This is a genomic window from Bradyrhizobium sp. LMTR 3 (assembly GCF_001693485.1).
Lineage (GTDB): Bacteria > Pseudomonadota > Alphaproteobacteria > Rhizobiales > Xanthobacteraceae > Bradyrhizobium.
Genome location: NZ_MAXC01000011.1, coordinates 89146 through 109749 on the forward strand (window position 1 = coordinate 89146; position 20604 = coordinate 109749).

The 20604-nt window shown below is 63.5% G+C and carries 22 protein-coding genes; 12 read left to right on the forward strand and 10 right to left on the reverse strand.

Annotation, left to right across the window (positions count from 1 at the left end; all coding sequences use genetic code 11):
* Positions 1-38: 38 nt before the first annotated feature.
* Together LMTR3_RS38375 and LMTR3_RS09245 are read right to left on the reverse strand one after the other, a co-directional pair.
* Positions 39-683 carry a hypothetical protein gene (locus LMTR3_RS38375; RefSeq protein ID WP_176721845.1) on the reverse strand — a complete coding sequence of 215 codons (645 nt, stop codon included), beginning with the start codon at positions 681-683 and terminating at the stop codon, positions 39-41.
* Positions 684-874: 191 nt separating this feature from the next.
* Positions 875-1183, reverse strand: a complete 309-nt coding sequence (locus tag LMTR3_RS09245; protein WP_065744773.1) for a hypothetical protein — start codon at positions 1181-1183, stop codon at positions 875-877.
* Between the two features lie 153 nt (positions 1184-1336).
* Here LMTR3_RS09245 and LMTR3_RS39965 point away from each other — a divergent pair, with 153 nt between their 5' ends.
* Entirely contained in the window at positions 1337-1681 is a 345-nt protein-coding gene (locus LMTR3_RS39965; protein WP_065744774.1) for a hypothetical protein, read from the forward strand.
* A gap of 186 nt (positions 1682-1867) precedes the next feature.
* Here LMTR3_RS39965 and LMTR3_RS09255 read toward each other — a convergent pair whose 3' ends face one another.
* Positions 1868-2197: a hypothetical protein gene (locus LMTR3_RS09255; protein ID WP_065744775.1), complete on the reverse strand. Its 330-nt coding sequence runs from the start codon at positions 2195-2197 to the stop codon at positions 1868-1870.
* 108 nt (positions 2198-2305) lie between these two features.
* On the opposite strand from LMTR3_RS09255, the gene LMTR3_RS09260 reads away from it, so the two are divergent.
* The 4 genes from LMTR3_RS09260 to LMTR3_RS09275 all read left to right on the forward strand — a co-directional run bounded on the left by LMTR3_RS09260 (position 2306) and on the right by LMTR3_RS09275 (position 4946).
* Positions 2306-2704, forward strand: coding sequence for a metallopeptidase family protein (locus tag LMTR3_RS09260; RefSeq protein ID WP_065744776.1), 399 nt, complete (start codon positions 2306-2308; stop codon positions 2702-2704).
* A gap of 110 nt (positions 2705-2814) precedes the next feature.
* Positions 2815-3420: a 3-isopropylmalate dehydratase small subunit gene (gene leuD, locus LMTR3_RS09265; RefSeq protein WP_065744777.1), complete on the forward strand. Its 606-nt coding sequence runs from the start codon at positions 2815-2817 to the stop codon at positions 3418-3420.
* A gap of 57 nt (positions 3421-3477) precedes the next feature.
* Positions 3478-4302 (forward strand): glycosyltransferase family 32 protein, encoded by an 825-nt coding sequence (locus LMTR3_RS09270; RefSeq protein WP_065744778.1) that lies wholly within the window; start codon positions 3478-3480, stop codon positions 4300-4302.
* Positions 4303-4538: 236 nt separating this feature from the next.
* Complete coding sequence (locus LMTR3_RS09275; RefSeq protein WP_065744779.1) at positions 4539-4946, forward strand: DUF6455 family protein; 408 nt, start codon at positions 4539-4541, stop codon at positions 4944-4946.
* Positions 4947-5121: 175 nt separating this feature from the next.
* On the opposite strand, the gene LMTR3_RS09280 is transcribed toward LMTR3_RS09275, so the two are convergent.
* Entirely contained in the window at positions 5122-6000 is an 879-nt protein-coding gene (locus tag LMTR3_RS09280) for an HpcH/HpaI aldolase/citrate lyase family protein (protein WP_065744780.1), read from the reverse strand.
* Between the two features lie 102 nt (positions 6001-6102).
* Here LMTR3_RS09280 and LMTR3_RS09285 point away from each other — a divergent pair, with 102 nt between their 5' ends.
* Complete coding sequence (locus tag LMTR3_RS09285) at positions 6103-6741, forward strand: carbonic anhydrase (RefSeq protein ID WP_065744781.1); 639 nt, start codon at positions 6103-6105, stop codon at positions 6739-6741.
* 93 nt (positions 6742-6834) lie between these two features.
* On the opposite strand, the gene LMTR3_RS09290 is transcribed toward LMTR3_RS09285, so the two are convergent.
* Positions 6835-7869, reverse strand: a complete 1035-nt coding sequence (locus tag LMTR3_RS09290; protein ID WP_065744782.1) for an aspartate-semialdehyde dehydrogenase — start codon at positions 7867-7869, stop codon at positions 6835-6837.
* A 189-nt stretch (positions 7870-8058) separates the two neighbouring features.
* Between LMTR3_RS09290 and LMTR3_RS09295 the strand changes: the two genes are divergently transcribed.
* On the forward strand, positions 8059-8790 hold the full coding sequence (locus LMTR3_RS09295) for a hypothetical protein (protein WP_245319812.1): 732 nt from the start codon (positions 8059-8061) through the stop codon (positions 8788-8790).
* A 221-nt stretch (positions 8791-9011) separates the two neighbouring features.
* The gene (locus LMTR3_RS09300; protein WP_065744784.1) at positions 9012-9401 is read left to right on the forward strand and encodes a hypothetical protein; all 390 of its coding nucleotides are present in this window, start codon (positions 9012-9014) and stop codon (positions 9399-9401) included.
* Positions 9402-9468: 67 nt separating this feature from the next.
* On the opposite strand, the gene leuB is transcribed toward LMTR3_RS09300, so the two are convergent.
* Positions 9469-10581 carry a 3-isopropylmalate dehydrogenase gene (leuB, locus tag LMTR3_RS09305; protein ID WP_065744785.1) on the reverse strand — a complete coding sequence of 371 codons (1113 nt, stop codon included), beginning with the start codon at positions 10579-10581 and terminating at the stop codon, positions 9469-9471.
* A 271-nt stretch (positions 10582-10852) separates the two neighbouring features.
* On the opposite strand from leuB, the gene LMTR3_RS09310 reads away from it, so the two are divergent.
* The 3 genes from LMTR3_RS09310 (at position 10853) to LMTR3_RS09320 (ending at position 15256) form a co-directional block, all read left to right on the forward strand.
* Positions 10853-12049: a YbfB/YjiJ family MFS transporter gene (locus tag LMTR3_RS09310; RefSeq protein ID WP_065744812.1), complete on the forward strand. Its 1197-nt coding sequence runs from the start codon at positions 10853-10855 to the stop codon at positions 12047-12049.
* Positions 12050-12156: 107 nt separating this feature from the next.
* Positions 12157-13326, forward strand: a complete 1170-nt coding sequence (locus LMTR3_RS09315; protein WP_065744786.1) for a saccharopine dehydrogenase family protein — start codon at positions 12157-12159, stop codon at positions 13324-13326.
* 148 nt (positions 13327-13474) lie between these two features.
* Positions 13475-15256, forward strand: a complete 1782-nt coding sequence (locus tag LMTR3_RS09320; RefSeq protein ID WP_245319813.1) for a Rieske (2Fe-2S) protein — start codon at positions 13475-13477, stop codon at positions 15254-15256.
* A 193-nt stretch (positions 15257-15449) separates the two neighbouring features.
* Here the strand turns inward: LMTR3_RS09320 and LMTR3_RS09325 are convergent, their stop codons facing one another.
* The 4 genes from LMTR3_RS09325 to LMTR3_RS09340 all read right to left on the reverse strand — a co-directional run bounded on the left by LMTR3_RS09325 (position 15450) and on the right by LMTR3_RS09340 (position 18765).
* On the reverse strand, positions 15450-16235 hold the full coding sequence (locus LMTR3_RS09325; RefSeq protein WP_065744788.1) for a molybdopterin-dependent oxidoreductase: 786 nt from the start codon (positions 16233-16235) through the stop codon (positions 15450-15452).
* 72 nt (positions 16236-16307) lie between these two features.
* On the reverse strand, positions 16308-16937 hold the full coding sequence (locus tag LMTR3_RS09330) for a cytochrome b/b6 domain-containing protein (protein ID WP_065744813.1): 630 nt from the start codon (positions 16935-16937) through the stop codon (positions 16308-16310).
* Between the two features lie 177 nt (positions 16938-17114).
* Complete coding sequence (locus tag LMTR3_RS09335) at positions 17115-17669, reverse strand: fasciclin domain-containing protein (RefSeq protein ID WP_065744789.1); 555 nt, start codon at positions 17667-17669, stop codon at positions 17115-17117.
* 334 nt (positions 17670-18003) lie between these two features.
* Positions 18004-18765, reverse strand: a complete 762-nt coding sequence (locus LMTR3_RS09340) for an SDR family oxidoreductase (RefSeq protein ID WP_065744790.1) — start codon at positions 18763-18765, stop codon at positions 18004-18006.
* A gap of 89 nt (positions 18766-18854) precedes the next feature.
* Here LMTR3_RS09340 and LMTR3_RS09345 point away from each other — a divergent pair, with 89 nt between their 5' ends.
* Positions 18855-20381, forward strand: a complete 1527-nt coding sequence (locus tag LMTR3_RS09345) for a malonate--CoA ligase (protein ID WP_065744791.1) — start codon at positions 18855-18857, stop codon at positions 20379-20381.
* Positions 20382-20604: the final 223 nt, after the last annotated feature.

The following is a 20604-nucleotide window of genomic DNA, read 5'->3' on the forward strand; positions in this document are numbered from 1 at the left end:
CCTGAAAAACAGGCGCCCTTTCGGGCGCCCGTTTCATTTCACCAATAGGCGTAGTAGCGGTTGCGCCACCACCAGGGCGGCCTGCAGATCTTGCGCGGCCCATAATAGGTCCAGATCACGCGGCAGCGCCGCGGATAATAGTAGGCCGGGTATGTGTAGTAGGCCGGCGCGTAGTAGAATCGACGATGGAAGAAGCGCCGGTGGCCGAAATGGGGCCGATGGAAGACGTGAGGCCGGTGGAACGCATGACGATGTACGAACCGGTGTCCGCCGCCATGGAAGACGGGTGCGGGACGAAAGCCGCCACGGTGGATCGCCATCCCACCACCTCTGAACCCACCGCCGTGAAAGGCCGCGCCGCCACCGCGGAAACCGCCGCCGTGAAATGCCGCTCCGCCGCCGCGGAAGCCACCGCCATGGAAACCGCCGCCGCCACCGCCGCGAAAGCCGCCGCCGCCGAAACCGCCACCGCCACCGGCGCGAACACCGCCGCCCATCCCGCCGCGGTGTTGAACCTCGGTCGTCAGTCCGTCGGTTGCGTATTTCGCTGACGGAACCGTGCCGGGGGTCGCTAGCGAAAGCGCCTCGGCGCGCTGTTGTGATGCCGCTGCGAGCGCGAATACTGCCGCAGCCGTAACGCCCAGACGGCGGACCATGCCGCGTCCGGGTTCGGATGTTGTCATGGATTTATCCTCCCTAACCGGCGACGCGCGCTGCTCTGCGGCTGGCTCGCGTCGCGTCCTCTGCGATCGCTCCCAACGTGACGTTAGAGACAGACACGTGAACGCGCCATGAATGCGCCGACCTCAGCGATGAACGCTCAGGAAAGAGCGTTGAAGAGATTTCTGCTGCTGACTGAAGTTGTGCACGCTTACTACCAGAATGGCCCAAATCCGATGCCGAAGGTGAACGGCGCGGGCGCGTAGTAAGGATACGGGCGATAGTAGACGGGCCGTGCGTAGTAATGGGGCCGGTAGTAATAAGGGCGATAATACGGACGGTAGTACGGACGATAGTAGCCATAGTGACGATAGTAGCGCCGCTGCGCGCTGAAATCGGTGGCGTCGGATGTGCCGGCGCTTTGCGCCTTCGCCTGCGGCGCCGCGGCGGCCCTGTCAATCGCCGCCGGCCCGGCGACCGCGAGCGCGCCGACGACAAGGGCTGCAGAGATCAAGCTCCTCATGATGGACTCCTCTTGCTGAAGCTGATGTCAGAGATAACGGGCGGTAATCTCGCCAGTTTCAAGGCGACCGCTGAAATCGAAACAGGCCCGCGATGAAGCGGGCCTGTTGGCATCTGCACCAAGCTGCCGCAATCACCAGCGGTGCCAGTGACGATGATGATGGTGGTGATGGCGATGATGGTGGTGATGCCAGCGATGCCACCGGTGATGATGGTGGTGGTATCGGTGATGGTGATGTCGCCAATGCACTTCCGTCGTCGCCAACCTGGCATCCTCGTGAACTGCCGCGGCGGCGCCGGGGTTGCTGAGCGACAGCGCATTGGCACGCTCGGCCGGAGCGGCAAACGCCAGCAAGGCGCCAACGGCCGCAAGCCCAAAAACCTTCACTACCTGCATATCCAGTCTCCTCGGGTCGTCGGATGCACGTCTGCGCCGGATGGCTTGCATCAACTAACGGCATCGCCGCGACACGTGCGCAGACTGAAGCAAGTGACTTGAATGAGGTGTGAATGAGTGCGCCATGAACATGAAGAATGCGCCACGAACATGAACGGATGCTGCTTGCCGCAATCTCGCGCGCACAGCTTGTGCAGACGGTCGTCAGCACATCAACAGCGTTTGTCCACAGAGCCCTACTCGGCGCCTGTCGGAAATGCTCGACAGAGAAACAGAGAGGGGACGAATCTAGCCCGGCCGCCACCAGCAATTCATACGCGGGGTGATCACCGTGCCGCTCGGCCGGTACTCCTGCACGTAATGTGCGGTGCAATCGCGCACGGCGTTCGGCCCTGGGTTGTAGCGCGGATAGACGCTGGGAGCCCACGGCTCGCTGCGATAGATCGGCACGCGCCGCAGCGGGCGCCGGCGCTGGGCCGAAACATCCGTGACGATCGGCTGCGGCGCCTGCGCGATCCGCAGCGCTGATGATGCCGTCTGCGCCTCCGCAGCCGCCACGTCGGGGAGCAAAAGCCCGGCCAAGGCTGCCGATATGGCGACCGTCACAATCCGCTTCATTGAAGTCCACCCAAAACTGATCCCCCGGTACGGTCTCCGATTGGCGCGTCAAAATCAACTCGCAAAACCAGTATGCGCCCGGGCATAACACACGCTAAATACGACGTGATGTGGACCGAAGCAAAAGCCCCCTCGCTCGCCGAAATGGAAGCCATGGCGCATGAGGTGTTCGAGCGCCTGCACAAGGGATTTCGTACCCTGTGCGAAGGCGTGATCATCCGCGTGGACGATTTTCCGACCGACGAAGTCCTGGACGAGATGCAGGCGCAGAGCGAGTTCGACCTGCTCGGCCTATTCCAGGGCGTCGGCCTGCCGCAGCAGAGCAACCAGGACATAGCCCGCCTGCCCAACATGATTTGGCTCTACCGCCGTCCGATCCTCGACTATTGGGCCGAGCATGAGGAAACGCTGGGCCATATCGTCCGCCACGTCCTGATCCACGAAATCGGGCACCATTTCGGGCTGTCGGACGCCGATATGGAGGCGATCGAGGCCGCCGCAGACTAGGCCGGTTCGCGCCAAAACAGGCGGCCTATGCGCAAATTGGCCTTTTGCCGGGGCCATATTCGCGATAAATCAGCGGCCCGTCCCACCTTTTCAACCGGGAAGTGCGATCGATGGAAAAGTTCACCACCCTGGAAGGCGTCGCGGCGCCCTTGAAGATCATCAATGTCGACACCGACATGATCATTCCGAAGCAGTACCTGAAGACCATCAAGCGCACCGGCCTTGGCAAGGGCCTTTTCTCCGAACAGCGCTACAAGGATGACGGCAGCGAGAACCCGGACTTCGTCCTCAACCAGCCGGCCTATCGCAACGCGAAGGTGCTGGTCGCCGGCGACAATTTCGGCTGCGGCTCCAGCCGCGAGCACGCGCCGTGGGCGCTGCTCGACTTCGGCATCCGCTGCGTGATCTCGACCTCATTCGGCGACATCTTCTACAATAACTGCTTCAAGAACGGCATTCTGCCGATCCGCGTCTCTCAGGAAGACCTCGACAAATTGTTCGACGACGCCGAGCGCGGGGCGAATGCGACGCTGACCATCGATCTCGCCAACCAGGAGATCCGCGGCCCCGACGGCGGCAAGGTGAAGTTCGAGATCGATCCGTTCCGCAAGCACTGCCTGATGAACGGCCTCGACGACATCGGCCTGACCATGGAAAAGAAATCGTCGATCGACGATTACGAGGCCAAGCTTAAGAAAGAGCGCGCCTGGGCCTGATTGTGCTACGAGAGCCCCGGCGAAAATCGGGGCTCTTTTGTTAAGGAGGCGGCGCGGATGCGGCCTGACGTCGTCACCTTCTGGCACGGCCGCCTCGACGGGCTGCGACTGACCTGCCTCAGATCGCAGGTTGCCGCCGGCCACAAGGTCACCGTCTACAGTTTCGATCCACTGCCCGGCCTGCCCGACGGCATCGGCAACGCCGAAGCCGAAGCGATCCTGCCGCATTCCTTTTCCGAACGGCTGCGCCCGCCCGAGGCCGATGGGAGCTGGCGGGACTGGACGATCCTGCAGTTCAGCGATTTCTTCCGCATGCGGCTGATGGCGGCAAATGCCGGATTATGGCTCGACGCCGACGTGCTGCTGCTCAAACCGATCGAGATCGATCCGGCAAAGCCTTACTTCGCGTGGGAGCGCCGGCGCCAGCTCGGCAACTCGGTGTTGTACCTGCCGGCAAGCGATTCGATCGTACGGGCGTTCGAGGAACTGATGGAACAGGAGGACCTGACGCCGGACTGGCTGGCGCTGCGTCATCGCCTCACCTTCATGCTGCGCCAGTTACGTCGCCGATCGAGCCGTCTCTCGGACATCCGCGTCGCCATCTATGGCCCTGCCGCGCTCACCGCACTGGCGCGACGCGCGGACGAGTTGCAGCACGCGCTACCGAAGCAGTCGTTCTACGCGGTCCACGCCGAGCCAAAACTGTTCTTCGAGCCTTCGGATTTTTCAGGCCTGCTTGCCGATCCGCAAATCATCGGCCTGCACATCTCGCCCAAGGGCCGGGGCGGTGAAAAGCCGATCCCCGGCAGCCTCTATGCCTGGGCGGCGGAAAAGTTCGGACCGCGATACCCTTTCCTGGAGGGGGAGGGTCGGCTCGCATGAGCGCAGCGAGTGCGAGACGGGGTGGGGTGATCTCTCCGCTCGGGCACTGGTCGAGAGGATAGACTGTCACCCCACCCCGCCGCTCATTTCATGAGCGTCGCCCCTCCCCCTCCAGGGACCCTCCAGGGGAGGGTAAGGTCGGAAGTCGCCTCACAGTTCAAATTTGATCCAGCGCAATGACGTGCGCTTCGGCTTCCCTCAGGTTCGGCCATTCCAGCCACCAAGGGAGCCGTGCCATGACCGTTCAGGACAAGCCCACCGTCAGCCGCATGGTCGACATCTTCGGCGAATGGCTGAAGCATCGGCGCGAGCTGCGGGAAATGCGCGAGCTGGACGCCGCCAATTTCGGCCAGATCGCGAGCGATTTGCGGATGTCTTCTGCCGATCTCGAGGCGCTGGTCCGCCAGGGGCCGCATGCTGCCGACGAACTGCCGAAAATGCTGACCGCACTCGGCGTCGATCAGGACGATCTGGCGCGTACCGAACCGCTTGTGCTGCGCGACATGGAGCGCGTCTGCTCAATGTGCATCCAGAAGCGCCGATGCGACCGCGATCTCGCCGCCGGCACCGCCGCGGCGCATTACCAGGAATATTGCGGCAACGCCGACACGATCGACGGCCTCGGCAAGCAAGTCAGTTCATAAGACGCCCGCTTCCCTTCTCCCCTTGTGGGAGAAGGTGCCCTCGCGAAGCGAGGGCGGATGAGGGGTCTCTATCCGCGGAGACAAACCCCTCACCCGTCTCGAATGAGCTGACGCTCATTCGATCCACCCTCTCCCACAAGGGGAGAGGGGAAGAAGTCGCGCCGCGCGAAATGATTCAATGCCCCATCGCCGCGATCGCATCTGCAATCGCAATCGTGCGCCGCGCCATGTCGGCGTGCAGCCGTTCCACCATCCGCCCGTCGAGCTGGATTGCCCCGCGCGAGGCGTTTTCCGGCTTTTCGAATGCCGCAATGATCTTGCGCGCCTGCTCGACCTCCTCGGCCGGCGGCGTGAAGATCGCGTTGCAGGCCTCGATGTGGCTTGGGTGGATCAACGTCTTGCCGTCGAAGCCTAAGTCGCGGCCTTGCGCGCATTCGGTCGCAAAGCCGTCGATATTGCTGATGTCGCTATAGGGACCGTCGAGAATTTCCAGCCCGTGCGCACGCGTCGCCAGGATGCAGTGCGTGATCATCGGAATCATCGTGGCGCGACCCGGCTGCATGCGGATCCGCGTTTCCCGCGAAATGTCGTTCGGCCCGAACACGAATCCCGCAAGCCTGGTTTCGGAATCCCTCGATGCCGCGGCGAGCTTGTCGGCGTCCAGCACCGCGCGCGCGGTTTCGATCATGGCCCAGACCCGGATCGAGGTGGGCGCGTTGATGTCGCTGAGCCGATTGGCGATCGCGTTGAGATCGTCGACGGTGGAGATCTTGGGAACCAGAATGCCGTCGGGGCGCGCCTTGCCGGCCATGGTGACGTCCTCGACCCACCAGGGCGTATCGAGGCTGTTGACCCGGATCAGCACCTCGCGCTTGCCGAAACCGCCCGCCGCAATCGCTCTGGCGATCTGGTCGCGGGCCATTGCCTTGGCGTCCGGCGCCACCGAATCCTCGAGGTCGAGGATGATTCCGTCGGCCGGCAGGTTGCGTGCCTTTTCCAGCGCCCGCGCGTTAGATCCCGGCATGAACAACAGGCTGCGGCGCGGACGGATCATGGGCTGGTTTCCTTGGATGACCTTGAGACCTCCGCGATATCATCTCGCACGGCGGCCTGAAAGCCTTGTTCCCGTCATCGGCTTATGGTTAGGCATGGCACCATGACCTCTTTCCCGCAACATCTGCTCGACGGTTATCGGTCCTTCACCTCGCAACGGCTGCCGACCGAACAGACGCGCTACCGGGAACTCTCCGAGCGCGGCCAGTCGCCCGCCGTGATGGTGATCGGCTGCTGCGATTCCCGCGTCTCGCCGGAAGTGATTTTCGACGCCGGCCCCGGCGAGCTGTTCGTGGTGCGCAACGTCGCCAACCTGGTGCCGGTCTATCAGCCCGACGGCGGCGCCCATGGCGTCTCCGCGGCGCTGGAGTATGCGATCAACGTGCTCCGCATCAAGCATATCGTCGTGCTCGGCCATGCCCAGTGCGGCGGCATTCGCGCCTTCATCGACAAGATCGACCCGCTGTCGCCGGGCGACTTCATCGGCCGCTGGATGGCGATGTTCATCAAGCCGGGCGAGGTCGTCGAACAGCGCGAGCGCGAGACGATGCAGGAGTTCACGATCAGGATCGAGAAAGCTGCGATCTTCCGATCACTGGAAAATCTGATGACGTTCCCGTTCGTGCGCGCCCGCGTCGAGCGCGGCGAGATGGAGTTGCACGGCGCCTATTTCGGCGTCGCCGAGGGTTCGCTGTTCGTGCTCGATCAGAAGGCGAAGGAGTTTCGCAGCGTAGTCGCGTAGGGTGGGCAAAGCGCAGCGCGCCCACCATCCGCCCACGGTAGTGCATGGTTTGGTGGGCACGGCGCCAAGGCGCCTTTGCCCACCCTACCAATCTTACGCCGCCTTTTTCTTCGCGGTGATCAGCTTGCGGTTGATCAGGGATTCGGCGATCTGCACCGCGTTCAGGGCGGCACCCTTGCGCAGATTGTCGGAGACGCACCACAGTACGAGGCCGTTCTCCACCGTCGCGTCCTCGCGGATGCGGCTGATATAGGTGGCGTCCTCGCCGGCCGCTTCGTAGGGCGTGACGTAGCCGCCGGGCTCGTGCTTGTCGATCACGAGGCAACCCGGCGCGTTGCGCAGGATGTTGCGCGCTTCATCGGCCGTGATCGGATTCTCGAATTCGATGTTGACGGCCTCCGAATGGCCGACGAACACAGGCACCCGTACGCAGGTGGCGGAAAGCTTGATCTTGGGATCAAGTATCTTCTTGGTCTCCGCCATCATCTTCCATTCTTCCTTGGTGTAGCCGTCCTCCATGAACACGTCGATCTCGGGGATGACGTTGAAGGCGATACGCTTGGGGAATTTCTTGTTGATCAGCTCGTCATTGGTGTAGACGGCCTTGGTCTGCGAGAACAGTTCGTCCATCGCGTCCTTGCCGGCGCCGGAAACCGATTGATAGGTCGCGACCACGACCCGCTTGATGGTGGCCTTGTCATGCAGCGGCTTCAGCGCCACCACGAGCTGCGCGGTCGAGCAGTTCGGGTTGGCGATGATGTTCTTCTTCGCAAAATCCTTGGCTGCGTCGGCGTTCACTTCCGGAACGATCAACGGCACGTCCGGATCCATGCGCCAGGCCGACGAATTGTCGATCACGACCGCGCCGGCCGCGCCGATCTTCGGCGACCATTCCTTGGAGACCGAACCGCCCGCCGACATCAGGCAGATGTCGACGTCGGAGAAATCGTAGTGCTCGAGCGCTTTGACCTTCAGGGTGCGGTCGCCATAGGACACTTCGACGCCGACGCTGCGGCGCGAGGCCAGCACCACGACCTCGTCGGCGGGGAATTTGCGCTCGTCGAGAATATTGAGCATTTCGCGCCCGACATTGCCGGTCGCACCGACGACAGCGACTTTGTAACCCATCGTTCACTCTCCGAGGAAAAATGCCGCCCTGCCGCGTCAAGCGGAAAGGGAGAAGGCAGCGCTTCTATGCGAGAAACGCCGATATGACAACGTTTGGCGGCTGCGTTTGGGCGTTTGATGCATTCGTTTCCGGCCGGTTCGGCCGATTCCCATTATAGGACGACAGTTCACCCGGCGCTGGTAAGCTTCGTGGACGAGGTCTACGGCACGCTGGCACGGCTCTGCGCCTATCTGATGACGCTGGCGCTGATGGCCATTGGCGGTATCGCGCTATGGCAGTATTTGCCCGATATCACGGCGATGGAGACGGCGCCGAAGGCCTGGAGCCAGGCCGGGGGCACGGCACCGGCGTTCGCCGTAAGCCAGTTCATTTTTCCAGGCAAGATAGAGACTTACGAGGTTTTTCGGCATCCCGAGGGCGGCCGCAAGGACGTGTTCCGCTGGAGCGGGCTCGGCGGCACGCCGGTCGCCGAACTCGAAATCTATCGTCCGGGCGAAGAGATCGATCAGGTCGGCTCGGCGGCCGGCTACCTTGCCGCAAGGATGGACCCGGCTGGCGCGCGCGAGCTGGAGGCCGCCGGGATCATCGACAGCAAGTTCGGCGCCGTGACCCTGTTTCGCCGGGTCGGCGGCACGGAGGCCGCGAGCGCATGCCTCCGATTTTTCAAACACATCGATGAGCCGAAATTCCGTCTCTCGGGCTGGTCATGCCTGGGCGAGGGTGTGCCGGCCCGCCGCGCCGCAATCGGCTGCATGCTGAACCGGCTGATCCTGCTTTCGGCCGGCAACGATACGAAACTTACCGAATTTTTCGCCGGCGACGAAGTCAGGCGCAGCGACTGCGCGGCGTCAGGCGCCCCGGCGCTGTCTGCCGATTGGGTGATGGACGCCGATAACCCGCGGCTGCGCGGCACCCTTTAGAACCCGCGTTAGTGGCGTCAAATTCCGCTGCCCCTCACGATTGTGGCAACAAGCGGCCAAGACACTTGTTTTCATGAAACTTTTTCGCTTCGCACCGCATTATTCCGGCGCGGTGTGGCTCAATTGACCTAGTGATGATGGTCCCGCCGGGGCTACAATGTCGGCAGACAGATTTGGCGATCCGCCAGGCCCCAGCCGGGGTAGCTAATGACGAGGATACGATGACCCCGAAATTCCCTGCTGCGACGAAGCTCGCGGTATTTTTTGCTGCCGCCGCGGTCGTGGTCGGCCTCGTCGCGAGCCCGGCAAGCGCGCAGAACAAACGTCAGCAGCAGTATGATCGCGACGGCCGGATCACTTATGGGCCGCAGGGGCCGAACCGGGTTTATCAGCAGGGACCGCGCACCCGCGTTTATGTTACCACGCGCTCCTGGCTCGACGCCGGCACCGAGGTCTTGCCAGGCGACCGCAAGTTCATGGACTACGCGTTTCCTTCGCCGTACGGGTACCCAACGTTCGCGCGCGAAAACCTCAACCGCCCGATCGACCGCCAGCCGCTTAACCCGCCGTCGGATCTGGGCGGCGAGCCGACCAGGTTCCCGCTGTACTGAGCGCAGCCATTGCCTGACGAAGAATGCCCGGCTATGCCGGGCATTCTTGTGTGCGCACGACTTTGTATTACGCGTGCAGCTTCTGCAATTCCTTCAAAATCGCCTCGCCCATCTCAGTGGTTGAGGCTGCCGTCGTGCCCTCGGACTTGATGTCCGCCGTACGCAATCCACTCGCCAGCACCGCCGCGATCGCCGCGTCGACCTTGTCGGCCAGCGCGCCCATATCGAAGGAATAGCGCAGCGCCATCCCGAACGACGAAATCATCGCGATCGGATTAGCGAGGCCCTTGCCGGCGATGTCGGGCGCCGAGCCGTGCACGGGCTCGAACAGCGAACGGCGCTTCTTGGTCTTGGCGTCGACCTCGCCGAGCGAAGCCGACGGCAGCATGCCGAGCGACCCCGTGAGCATCGCCGCGATATCGGACAGCATGTCGCCGAACAGATTGTCGGTCACGATGACGTCGAACTGTTTTGGCGCCTTCACCAGCATCATGCCGCCGGAATCGGCGAGCTGATGCTCCAGCGTCACGTCGTTGTATTCGCGCGCGTGGACGGCCGTCATGACCTCGTTCCAGAGCACGCCCGACTTCATGACGTTGCGCTTTTCCATCGACGTCACCTTGTTGCGGCGCTTGCGCGCCAAATCGAAGGCGACGCGCCCGATGCGCTCGATCTCGTAGGTGTCGTAGACTTGGGTATCGATGGCGCGCTTCTGGCCGTTGCCGAGATCGGTGATGGTTTTCGGCTCGCCGAAATAGACGCCGCCGGTCAGCTCGCGCACGATCATGATGTCGAGGCCTTCGACCGCCTCGCGCTTCAGGCTGGAAGCATCGGCGAGCGCCGGGTAGCACACGGCGGGGCGCAGATTGGCGAACAGGCCGAGATCCTTGCGCAGGCGCAGGAGACCTGCCTCGGGGCGCGCCTCGTAGGGCACGCTGTCCCACTTGGGACCACCGACCGCGCCGAAGATGATGGCATCGGCCGCCTTGGCCTTGTCCATGTCGCCTTCCGAGATCGACACCTTGTGCGCGTCATAGGCGGAGCCGCCGACCAGCCCCTGCTCGGTCTCGAATGACGCGACGCCTGCCGCGTTCAGCCAGTCGATCAGGCGCTGCACCTCCCCCATCACTTCGGGGCCGATACCGTCGCCGGGGAGAAGCAGCAGCTTATGGGTCGCCATTTCGTTTACCTCAAAGACTGGTGTTTTGGCCGTCATTGCCGGGCAAAAGCGCGAAGCGCGTCTTCGCACAAATGACCCGGCAATCCATCCGCTTCGTAAAATTCTTCTGAAGATGGATGGATGCCCGGGTCAAGCCCGGGCATGACGAGCGAAGGAAATCCGGGCGGAGTGCTAGAGCGGCATTGCGCGATTGGCAAGACACCATTGCGGCAGCAGAGCCTGTGCATCCCCCTGCCGGCCTGCCACAATGCCGTTCCGCCGGAGCAAATCCTTGCACGCCCCCGACCGTCCCGCGAGTTACGCGCATCCCGCACGGCTGATCCTCATTCTGTCGCTGGCGCCGACCGTCGGTCTCGGCATCGGCCGCTTTGCCTATGCGCTGGTGCTGCCTGACATGCGCGACACCCTGGCCTGGAGCTATTCTGCGGCCGGTTTCATGAACACCATCAACGCCGCCGGCTATCTCGCGGGCGCCCTGCTCGCCTCGCGCATGATCCGGCGTTTTGGACTGGCCGCTTCGGTTCGATGGGGCACGCTGGCCTGCGTGCTATCGCTGGCGCTCTGCGCCACCACAGGCGATTTCTACGTCCTGAGCTTTGCGCGGCTTCTGGCGGGCGTCGGCGCCGCGGCCGGATTCGTCGGCGGCGGCGCGCTGGCGGCGACGATTGCGCAGTCGCGCCCCGAGCGGGCGAATTTTCTGCTCAGCCTGTTCTATGCCGGCCCCGGCATCGGCATCCTGGCGTCCGGACTGGTGGCGCCGTTCGTGCTGCAGGGCTTTGGGCCGGGCTCGTGGTGGATGGTCTGGTGGGCGATGACCGCGCTGGCGGTCGTCATGACGATCCCGGTCCTGCTCGCACCGTTTCATGCCGGCGCAGCCCTGACCGAAACGACGGCGGCCAAATTCGCCGTCGCGCCGGTCGTGATCTATCTCGCCGGCTACTTTCTGTTTGGCGCCGGCTACATCGCCTACATGACCTTCATGATCGCCTATATCCGCGACGCCGGTGGCGGTGCCGCGGCGCAGAGCGCGTTCTGGAGCCTGATCGGTGTCAGCGCTTTCATCACGCCCTGGGTATGGCGCCGCGTACTGGCGCTCGACCGCGGCGGCCTCGCCACCACGATCATTCTCGGCGTCAATGCCATCGGCGCGGCGTTGCCGATCTTCGGGCATTCGGTGTGGCTATTGGCGATATCCGCACTGGTGTTCGGCGTCGCCTTCTTCGCCGTGGTCGGATCCACCACCGCCTTCGTCCGCTTCAACTACCCGCCGCAAGCCTGGCCCACCGCGATTGCGGCGATGACGATTTCATTCGGCATCGGCCAGACGCTCGGACCGATCGTGGTCGGCGCGATCACGGATGCGCTGGGCAGCCTGTCATTTGCGCTGAATGTTTCCGCGGCGATGCTGGCGCTGGGTGCGGTGCTCTCGGCGTTTCAGAGGAAGGTAGCGCGGAAATCTTGGCCGTGAGGCTTTATCTACCCGTGTGTCTTGCCTGCGAACCCAGGAACTGTGGTATTCTCCATCAAACGCGATGGGGACGGTAGCTCTCCCGGGTCTCGAGGAGGACCAACGTCGTGAAGCGGGACTTCGACCTCATCGTCTATGGCGCGACGGGCTACACCGGCCGTCTCATCGCCGAATATCTGGCGACGTCCTATCGCGGCGACAATGCTCCGTCCTGGGCGATCGCGGGACGCTCGACCGACAAGCTCCAGAAGGTGCGTGTCGACATCGGCGCACCGGACGATTTGCCGTTGGTCAAGGCGGATGCCGACGAGCCGGCCAGCCTGCGTTCGATGTGTGAGCGTGCGGCCGTGATCATCACGACTGTCGGGCCCTATCAGCTCCACGGTCCCGGGCTGGTGGCGGCCTGCGCGGCCACGGGAACAGCCTATGTTGATCTCTGCGGCGAACCGGTTTGGATGCGGCGCATGATCGACGCCCATCACGACGAGGCCAAACGGACCGGCGCGCGCATCGTCTTCTCCTGCGGCTTCGATTCCATCCCGTTCGACCTCGGCGTGCTCACGGTGCAGGAAAAGGCGCGCGAGAAATTCGGACGCCCGGCGCGGCGGGTCAAAGCCCGCCTGCGCAAGGTGAAAGGCGGCATGTCTGGCGGCACCGCTGCGAGCGCCCAGGCGACGTTGGCCGCCGCCGCGCGCGACCCGGCCCTGGTCGGGCTGCTGACAGACCCCTTCGCGTTGACGCCGGGGTTCACCGGGCCGTCTCAACCGTCGGGCCTCATCCCCGAATACGACCCGCACATGAACGCGTGGCTCGTGCCGTTCCCCATGGCACCGGTCAACACCAAGAACGTGCACCGCACGAATTTCCTGTTGGGTCATCTCTACGGCAGGGATTTCGTCTACGACGAGATGATGGTCGCGCCGGGATTGGGGGAAATCGCCAGCGTGACGACGGAGACGTTCGCCACGGTGTTTTCCTTGTTCAGGACCGGCGGTCTCAAACCCGGCGCAGGCCCGACCCGGGAAGAGCGCGAGAAGGGCTTCTACGACATCCTCTTCCTGGGCGAGCTGCCGGATGGCGGACGGGTCGAGACGGTCGTCAAGGGCGACCGCGATCCGGGCTACGGCTCGACCAGCAAGATGATCGCCGAGAGCGCTCTCTGCCTCGTGCGCGACGTGCAGGGCGAGGGCGGCATCTGGACGCCGGGCGCGCTGATGGGTCCGGCGTTGCGCAAGCGTCTGACGGAGCGCGCCGGCCTCACCTTTAGTGCGCGTTGAGGTAACGCTCGGAACTGCAGCGGCGTGATCCAGCGCGGTTCCTTTCGCGCAGTCCCGAACCCGCCGCATCCTCTCGCCTTTGCGCGAGAGGATGCCTATGTTGCGGAGTACCTGCAGCGCCCCCAAAGCGACAATGGGAGGTATGCTCATGGACGCGCCGAGCAAGGAATTTGCGCTGGCGGGCAGCCTCGAGGAGCTGAAGCTCAAGGGACGGCTCGTTGTGCGCGGTGACCACCGTCCGATCCTTGTCATCTACGACCGCGGACGTGCCTTCGCGCTCGACAATCGGTGCCCGCATATGGGCTTCCCGCTTGAGTGCGGCAGCGTCGAGGACGGCATCCTGACCTGTCACTGGCACCACGCGCGTTTCGATCTCGAAAGCGGCTGCACCTTCGACCTGTGGGCGGACGACGTACCGATCTGCCCGGTCGAGGTACGCAATGGTGACGTCTGGGTAAAGACCACGTTCACGCATGCCGATCTCGCCGCGCACTGGCATCAGCGGCTTGCGAACGGCCTCGCCCACGACCTCGGCCTCGTCATTGCCAAGGCCATACATGGTCAGCTCGCGGCCGGCGTACCGCAGACCGAAATCGTGCGGGAGGTGGCGCTGTTCGGGGCACAAAATCGCGACGGCTGGGGCGCCGGTCTTACGATCCTTACGGCACTCGCCAATATCCTGTCCTTGCTGCCGGAGGATGAAACCTATCTCGCTCTATTCCACGGCGCGCGCCGCGTGGCGGCGGACTGCGACGGCGAGGCGCCGCGGCGGGAACGCGCGCCGCTTGGAAGCCGGCCGGGTCCGGCCGCGCTCAAACGTTGGCTGCGGCGCTGGACAAACGTGCGCCATCGCGAGGCGGCCGAGCGCACCCTGCTCACGGCGATTGCTGCCGGCTTCTCCCCGGCTGAACTCGCCGATGCCCTGTTCGCCGCCGAGACCGAGCGGGCGTTCGCCGACACCGGGCACTCGCTCGACTTCATCAACAAGGCGTTCGAGTGCCTCGACTTGATCGGCTGGCAACACGCGGCGGCTCTGCTGCCGACTGTCGTCGGCCAGATGGTAGCGGCCCGTGGCGCCGAGGAATCGACTGCCTGGCGCCAGCCTGTCGACCTCGTTGCGTTGTGTGAGGAATCAACCAGAGAACTCGCGGACCTGTTCGCTGCCGGGCACGGCTCGCGTGACTGGTCGGGCTACGCCGCACTGGCTCACGAGCTGCTCGGTGACGATCCGGCCAGGATCGTTGACGCGCTCAAGGGGGCGATCCGCGCCGGTGCCGCTCCTGCCGACCTTGGCCAATCCCTCGCCTACGCGGCAGCGCTCCGGGTGGCGCGCTTCGGCAATGCGAACGAGCACGCCGACTGGGAGACGGCGCATCACGTCTTCACCTACACCAACGCGGTCCACCAGATGCTGATCCGCATCGGGACTGCCGACATCGACACTCGCGTCACCGCCGTGCGCGGCGTATTGCACGGCGCGATGGCGCTCTACCTTGCTCGCTATCTCAATGTGCCGCCGGCGCGCATCCCGGGCGACGGCGGCGAGCAGCTCGACGATCTGCCCGCAGATCCAGAGGCGATCGGCGCTGCCTTGCTCGACGCCTTCGACCGGCAGAGACAGGTCGATCTCGCCGCAAGCCTGGTGGCACGGCATCTTACGCTTGGCCATTCGCCGCAGGCGCTGATCGCTACGCTCGCGCATGCGGTGCTGCGAGAAGATGCAGGCTTCCATGCCTATCAGATGCTGGAGGCGGGAGTCCGGCAATTCGGCGCGTGGGGCGACACGGACGAGGGCCGACACATCCTCATCGCGGTTGCCCGCTATCTGGCGGCCCATTCACCGACAGAACGCGCCTCACTGCAGACAGCCGACATCGCCCGCCGCTTGATGCGGGGTGGCGAGCTGCATCAGGAGGCTGGATCGTCCTGAGGTCACGCGCTGAGGGCGAAGCGACCAAGCAGTCCATGCCTAAGCAAGCGGAGAAGTGGATTGCTTCGCGGAACCTGCCATCGGGTGCGCATTCGCGCGACCCGGTGTCTTTGCCCACCCCATCACTCTGAGTCATTCCGGGATGGTGCGCGAGCACCAGACGCGGAATCTCGAGATTGAATGACGCTACGCGTCAACTTCCGCTGAACGAATTATACCCCTGGTCCTCCCAGAAGCCGCCCTTGTAGTCGTTGGTGACTTCCATCGACATCACGTATTTCGGGTTCTTGAAGCCGAGCTTGGTCGGCACCCTGATCTTCATCGGGAAACCATAGGCGCGCGGCAGGATTTCGTCGCCGAATTTGAACGTCATCTGGGTCTGCGCATGCAGCGCGCTCGGCATGTCGAGCGGCGAATTGTAGCCGTCCTTGTCGGCGCACTGGAACCAGACATATTTCGCCCGCGTATCCGCGCCGATCAGCTTCAGGAAATCGCGCAGCGGCGTGCCGGTCCAGCTTCCGATCGCGCTCCAGCCTTCGACGCAGATATGCCGCGTGACCTGCTTGACCTGCGGCAGTTGATAGAGCTCGTCCAGCGTCCAGGACTTCTTGTTCTCGACGAGGCCGCGCACCTCGAGCTTCCAGGTCTTGCCGTCGACTTCAGGCGCCTCGTCGAGGTCGTAATAGGCGTTGAACGGGAACGGCTTTGTAATTGCGCTTTCCGGGAATGTCGGCGCCATCGCATTGGGATTGAACATCAATGCCTGCACGCCGTCATTGAATTTCGAGACCTGCTTCAGCATCTCCTCTGCCGAGAAACTGTCCGTCACATCGCAGCCGGTCAGAAGCGTCAGCGCACCGAGGCTGACGCCGCCCGAGATGAAGCGCCGGCGGGTGAGATCCGGCATCGACTTGACGGCGTCTCTGACGAGAAGCGTCTTGTCGACGCCGGGGATCAGGAGCTTGCGCATGCGGCCCATGGTCGTACTCCGAGTTTATCTGTTGCGCATGATCTTTTCGGAAAACCGGTTCCCACGTTTCCGGATCATGCGTTAGCGGCCGATGATCATGGCGCGCAGGCTCTTCGGCACCAGAAGCGCGAGCACGACATGAACCACCATGAAGGCCACGATCGCCGCCATGCAGAAGAAATGGACGTAACGCGCGCCCTCGTAGCCGCCGAACAACGCCGCCAGGTATTGCAGTTGCACTGGCTTCCAGAGCGCCAGACCTGACAGCACGATAAGGATGCCGACGACGATGATGCCGGCGTAGAGCAGCTTCTGCACATAGTTGTATCTGCTGAGGTCGTCGTGCGACAGCTTGCCGGTCAGCGCAGCTTTCGTATCTGAAATCACGCCCTCCGGCGTGATCGGCAGCAGCTTCTTGCGGAAGCGGCCGGTAACAAAGCCCATCACCAAATAGATCAGGCCGTTGACCATCAACAGCCACATCGCGGCGAAATGCCAGAGCAGCCCTCCGGCGAGCCAGCCGCCCAGCGTGATCGAACGGGGGAACGTAAAGCCGAATAGCGGCGAGGCGTTATAGATCTGCCATCCCGACATGATCATCAGGACCATCGCGAAGGCGTTTGTCCAGTGCAGCGCCCGTACCCAGGCCGGCTGAATAACCTTTGCCTTGGCTGACGCGGCGTGTTGGTCGCTGACTGTTACGGCCGACATGGTCATCCCCGCTTGCAATCCGTATCGAATATACGCCTGGAACCTGGTTTCGTTACTGCCATGATTCTATCAGAACGATGCATGGCGCGTATCGCCTTTCACGAAAAAGCGAGCCGGGTTGCCCCGGCCCGCCAATCCACACGCCCCTGTTGGGACCAGTCAGGGGCGCGCGGGAGCTCAGGACGCCGGCATCAGCACGGTGTCAACCACATGGATCACGCCGTTCGACTGGTTGACGTTGGTGATCGTGACGGTCGAGGTTCCGCCCTTGGCGTCGACGATCCAGGTCTTGCCGTCCTGCTTCTTGACCGTCAGTTCCTCGCCCTCGGCCGTCTTGAGCTTCTTGCCATCGGTGAGGTCGGACGCGGCGAGCTTGCCGGGCACGACATGGTAGGTCAGGATCTTGGTCAGGGTCGCCTTGTTCTCAGGCTTCACCAGCGTCTCGACGGTGCCGGCCGGCAGCTTGCCGAAGGCGGTGTTGGTCGGCGCGAACACGGTGAACGGGCCCTTGCCCTCCAGCGTCCCGACCAGGCCGGCGGCCTTCACGGCGGCGACCAGCGTGGTGTGGTCTTTCGAGTTGACGGCGTTCTGGATGATGTTCTTGGACGGGAACATCGCTGCACCGCCGACCATCACGGTCTTTTCTTCTGCGCTAACTGGCGCGGTGATGGTGGTGGTGAAAGCCAGCGCGCTGAACACGGCGGCGGACAGAAGTGCAATACGTTTCGACATGGAATCTTCTCCCGAGGATTGCTGTGGCCGGCGGGTATCGCCGGTGATGAAAACAACGACGCTGGTCGATGGACCGGGTTGATGTCGTCGTCGTTGGCCCGAGCTACGGGAGGTTTTGGGGGTGGTTTCGGCGAATAAATTATCGTGATGTCTGAAACTTTCGCGGGCGTCATCCGTGCGGTGATACGCCACCAACTCTCCCGTCGCCCCTGCGAAAGCAGGGCCCATAACCACAGGCCGGCGTTATCGCGAAGGCTGGAGCGATCAGTTGGCTCAACAACCAAAGCCGGTGGTTATGGGTCCCTGCGTTGGCCGGGACGACAAGCAGTTCGCTTTAATCCCTGTTCGCCGGCGTCTGGATGAAGCCGCGATTATGCGTCGGGCTGATCAGGATCTCGTTGACGCAGACCCGCGGCGGCAGGCTGGCGACGAAGGCGATGGTGCGGCCGCAATCCTCCGGCTGCAGCATTTTCGCCTGCTCTTCGTCCGAGGGCACCACCGGACGCAGCTTCAGGATCGGGGTCGCGACCTCGCCCGGCGACAGGCAACAGGCGCGCAGCCCGTTGACGCATTCGTCCATGTTGAAGGAATGGGTCAGCGCCAGCACCGCATGTTTTGTCGTGGTGTAGGCCGGGCCCGGCATCTTTGACACGTGACGGCCGGCCCAGGACGCGACGTTGATGATGCAGCCGTCCTTCTGTTTTCGCATCGCCGGCAGCACCGCGCGCATGCAGTAGAGCACGCCGTTGAGGTTGATCTCGACGACCTTGTCCCAGCCCTCCAGTTCCATATCGGCCCAGCTTCGCTTCGGCACGTTGATGCCGGCACTGTTGACCAAGAGGTCGATCCGGCCGTGTCGGCTGAGGATCTGGTCCGCCGCCTCGTCGACATCGGCCTTGTTGCTGACATCGAGCGCGATCGCCTCGGCCTTGCCGCCTTTTTGGGTGATATTGGCCACGACCTTGTCGAGGGCATCTTTCCGCCGGCCCGAGACCACCACCGTCCAGCCATCGGCTGCCAGCGCCTCGGCGCCGGCCTCGCCAATCCCGCTGCCACCGCCCGTCACCCAGGCCACGCGTTTCCCGCCATTTGTCATGCAAACTGTCTCCGTTGCTTTTTGAAGGGCGTTCTTGCTATTCCAGCCTGCGAAATTCGCAGGCCAGCGCCCTCTTGGGGAAGTTTTGCATGAACACGACCGCCAACGCCAACCTGTTTTCCCGCCTGTTCGACACGCTCGACGATCCGAACCGGCTCGCGATCGAGATGCTCGATGGCACGCGCATCAGCTATGGCGAGCTGATCGCCCGCGCCGGCCAGACGGCGAATGTGCTGGTCTCGCGCGGCGTCAAGCCCGGCGACCGTGTCGCAGCCCAGACCGAGAAATCGGTCCCGGCGCTGGTGCTCTATCTCGCAACCGTACGCGCGGGCGCGGTCTATTTGCCGCTCAACACCGCCTATACGCTGAACGAGCTCGACTACTTCATCTCCGACGCCGAGCCCGCGCTGGTCGTCTGCGATCCGTCCAAGGCCGAGGGCATCGGCGCCATCGCGGCGAAGGTGAAGGCAAAGGTCGAAACGCTTGGGCCCGACGGCAGGGGATCGCTGACGGACGCCGCCGCCAGGGCCGATGCCGCCTTCGCAACGGTCGCCCGCGGCAATGACGATCTGGCTGCCATTCTCTACACTTCGGGCACCACCGGCCGCTCGAAGGGCGCGATGCTGACGCACGACAATCTGGCGTCGAACTCCTACAGCCTGGTCGACTACTGGCGCTTCACCGACAAGGACGTGCTGATCCACGCGCTGCCGATCTATCACACCCACGGCCTGTTCGTGGCGAGCAACGTGACCCTGTTCGCACGCGCCTCGATGATCTTCCTGCCGAAATTCGATCCGGAAATGATCATCAAGCTGATGGCGCGCGCCACCGTGCTGATGGGCGTGCCGACCTTTTACACGCGGCTGCTGCAGACCCCGGCGCTGTCGAAGGAATCGACCAAGCACATGCGGCTGTTCATTTCGGGCTCGGCGCCGCTGCTCGCCGACACCCATCGCGAATGGGCCGCGCGCACCGGCCACGCCGTGCTGGAACGCTACGGCATGACCGAGACCAACATGAACACCTCCAACCCTTATGATGGCGAGCGCGTCCCCGGTGCCGTCGGCCATCCCCTACCCGGCGTTTCAGTCCGCGTCACCGATCCCGAGACCGGCCAGGAGCTCGCGCGCGACGAGATCGGAATGATCGAGGTGAAAGGCCCGAATGTGTTCAAGGGCTACTGGCGGATGCCGGAGAAGACAAAAGCCGAATTTCGCGACGACGGCTTCTTCATCACCGGCGATCTCGGCAAGATCGACGCCAAGGGCTATGTGCACATCCTCGGCCGCGGCAAGGATCTGGTGATCTCCGGCGGCTTCAACGTCTACCCCAAGGAAATCGAGAGCGAGATCGACGCCATGCCGGGCGTGATCGAATCCGCCGTGATCGGCGTGCCGCATGCCGATTTCGGCGAAGGCGTCACCGCGGTGCTGGTCTGCAACAAGGGCGCTGACGTCACCGAGGCCGGCGTGCTGAAAGCGCTCGACGGACGACTTGCCAAATTCAAGATGCCGAAGCGCGTCTTCGTCGTCGACGAACTGCCGCGCAACGCCATGGGCAAGGTGCAAAAGAATATTCTGCGGGATACGTACGCAAAGATCTACGCGAAATAGTTCAATGTCGTCCCTGCGTTCCGCAGGGACGACACCGCTGGCTGCTCTTTGACCTCCGCCTACAACAGACTAATCACAAACCTGCCACCGACGATGAACAGATACGCGCTACCTTGCTGTCGGCGCTTCGCCGGCGGCAGCAAGGCGGGGCCGCAAAATCCGCATATCCGGTCGGCTCTGGGTGAATAGCCTCAACGCGCTCGCTGTCGCCGCGAAGGGAGGT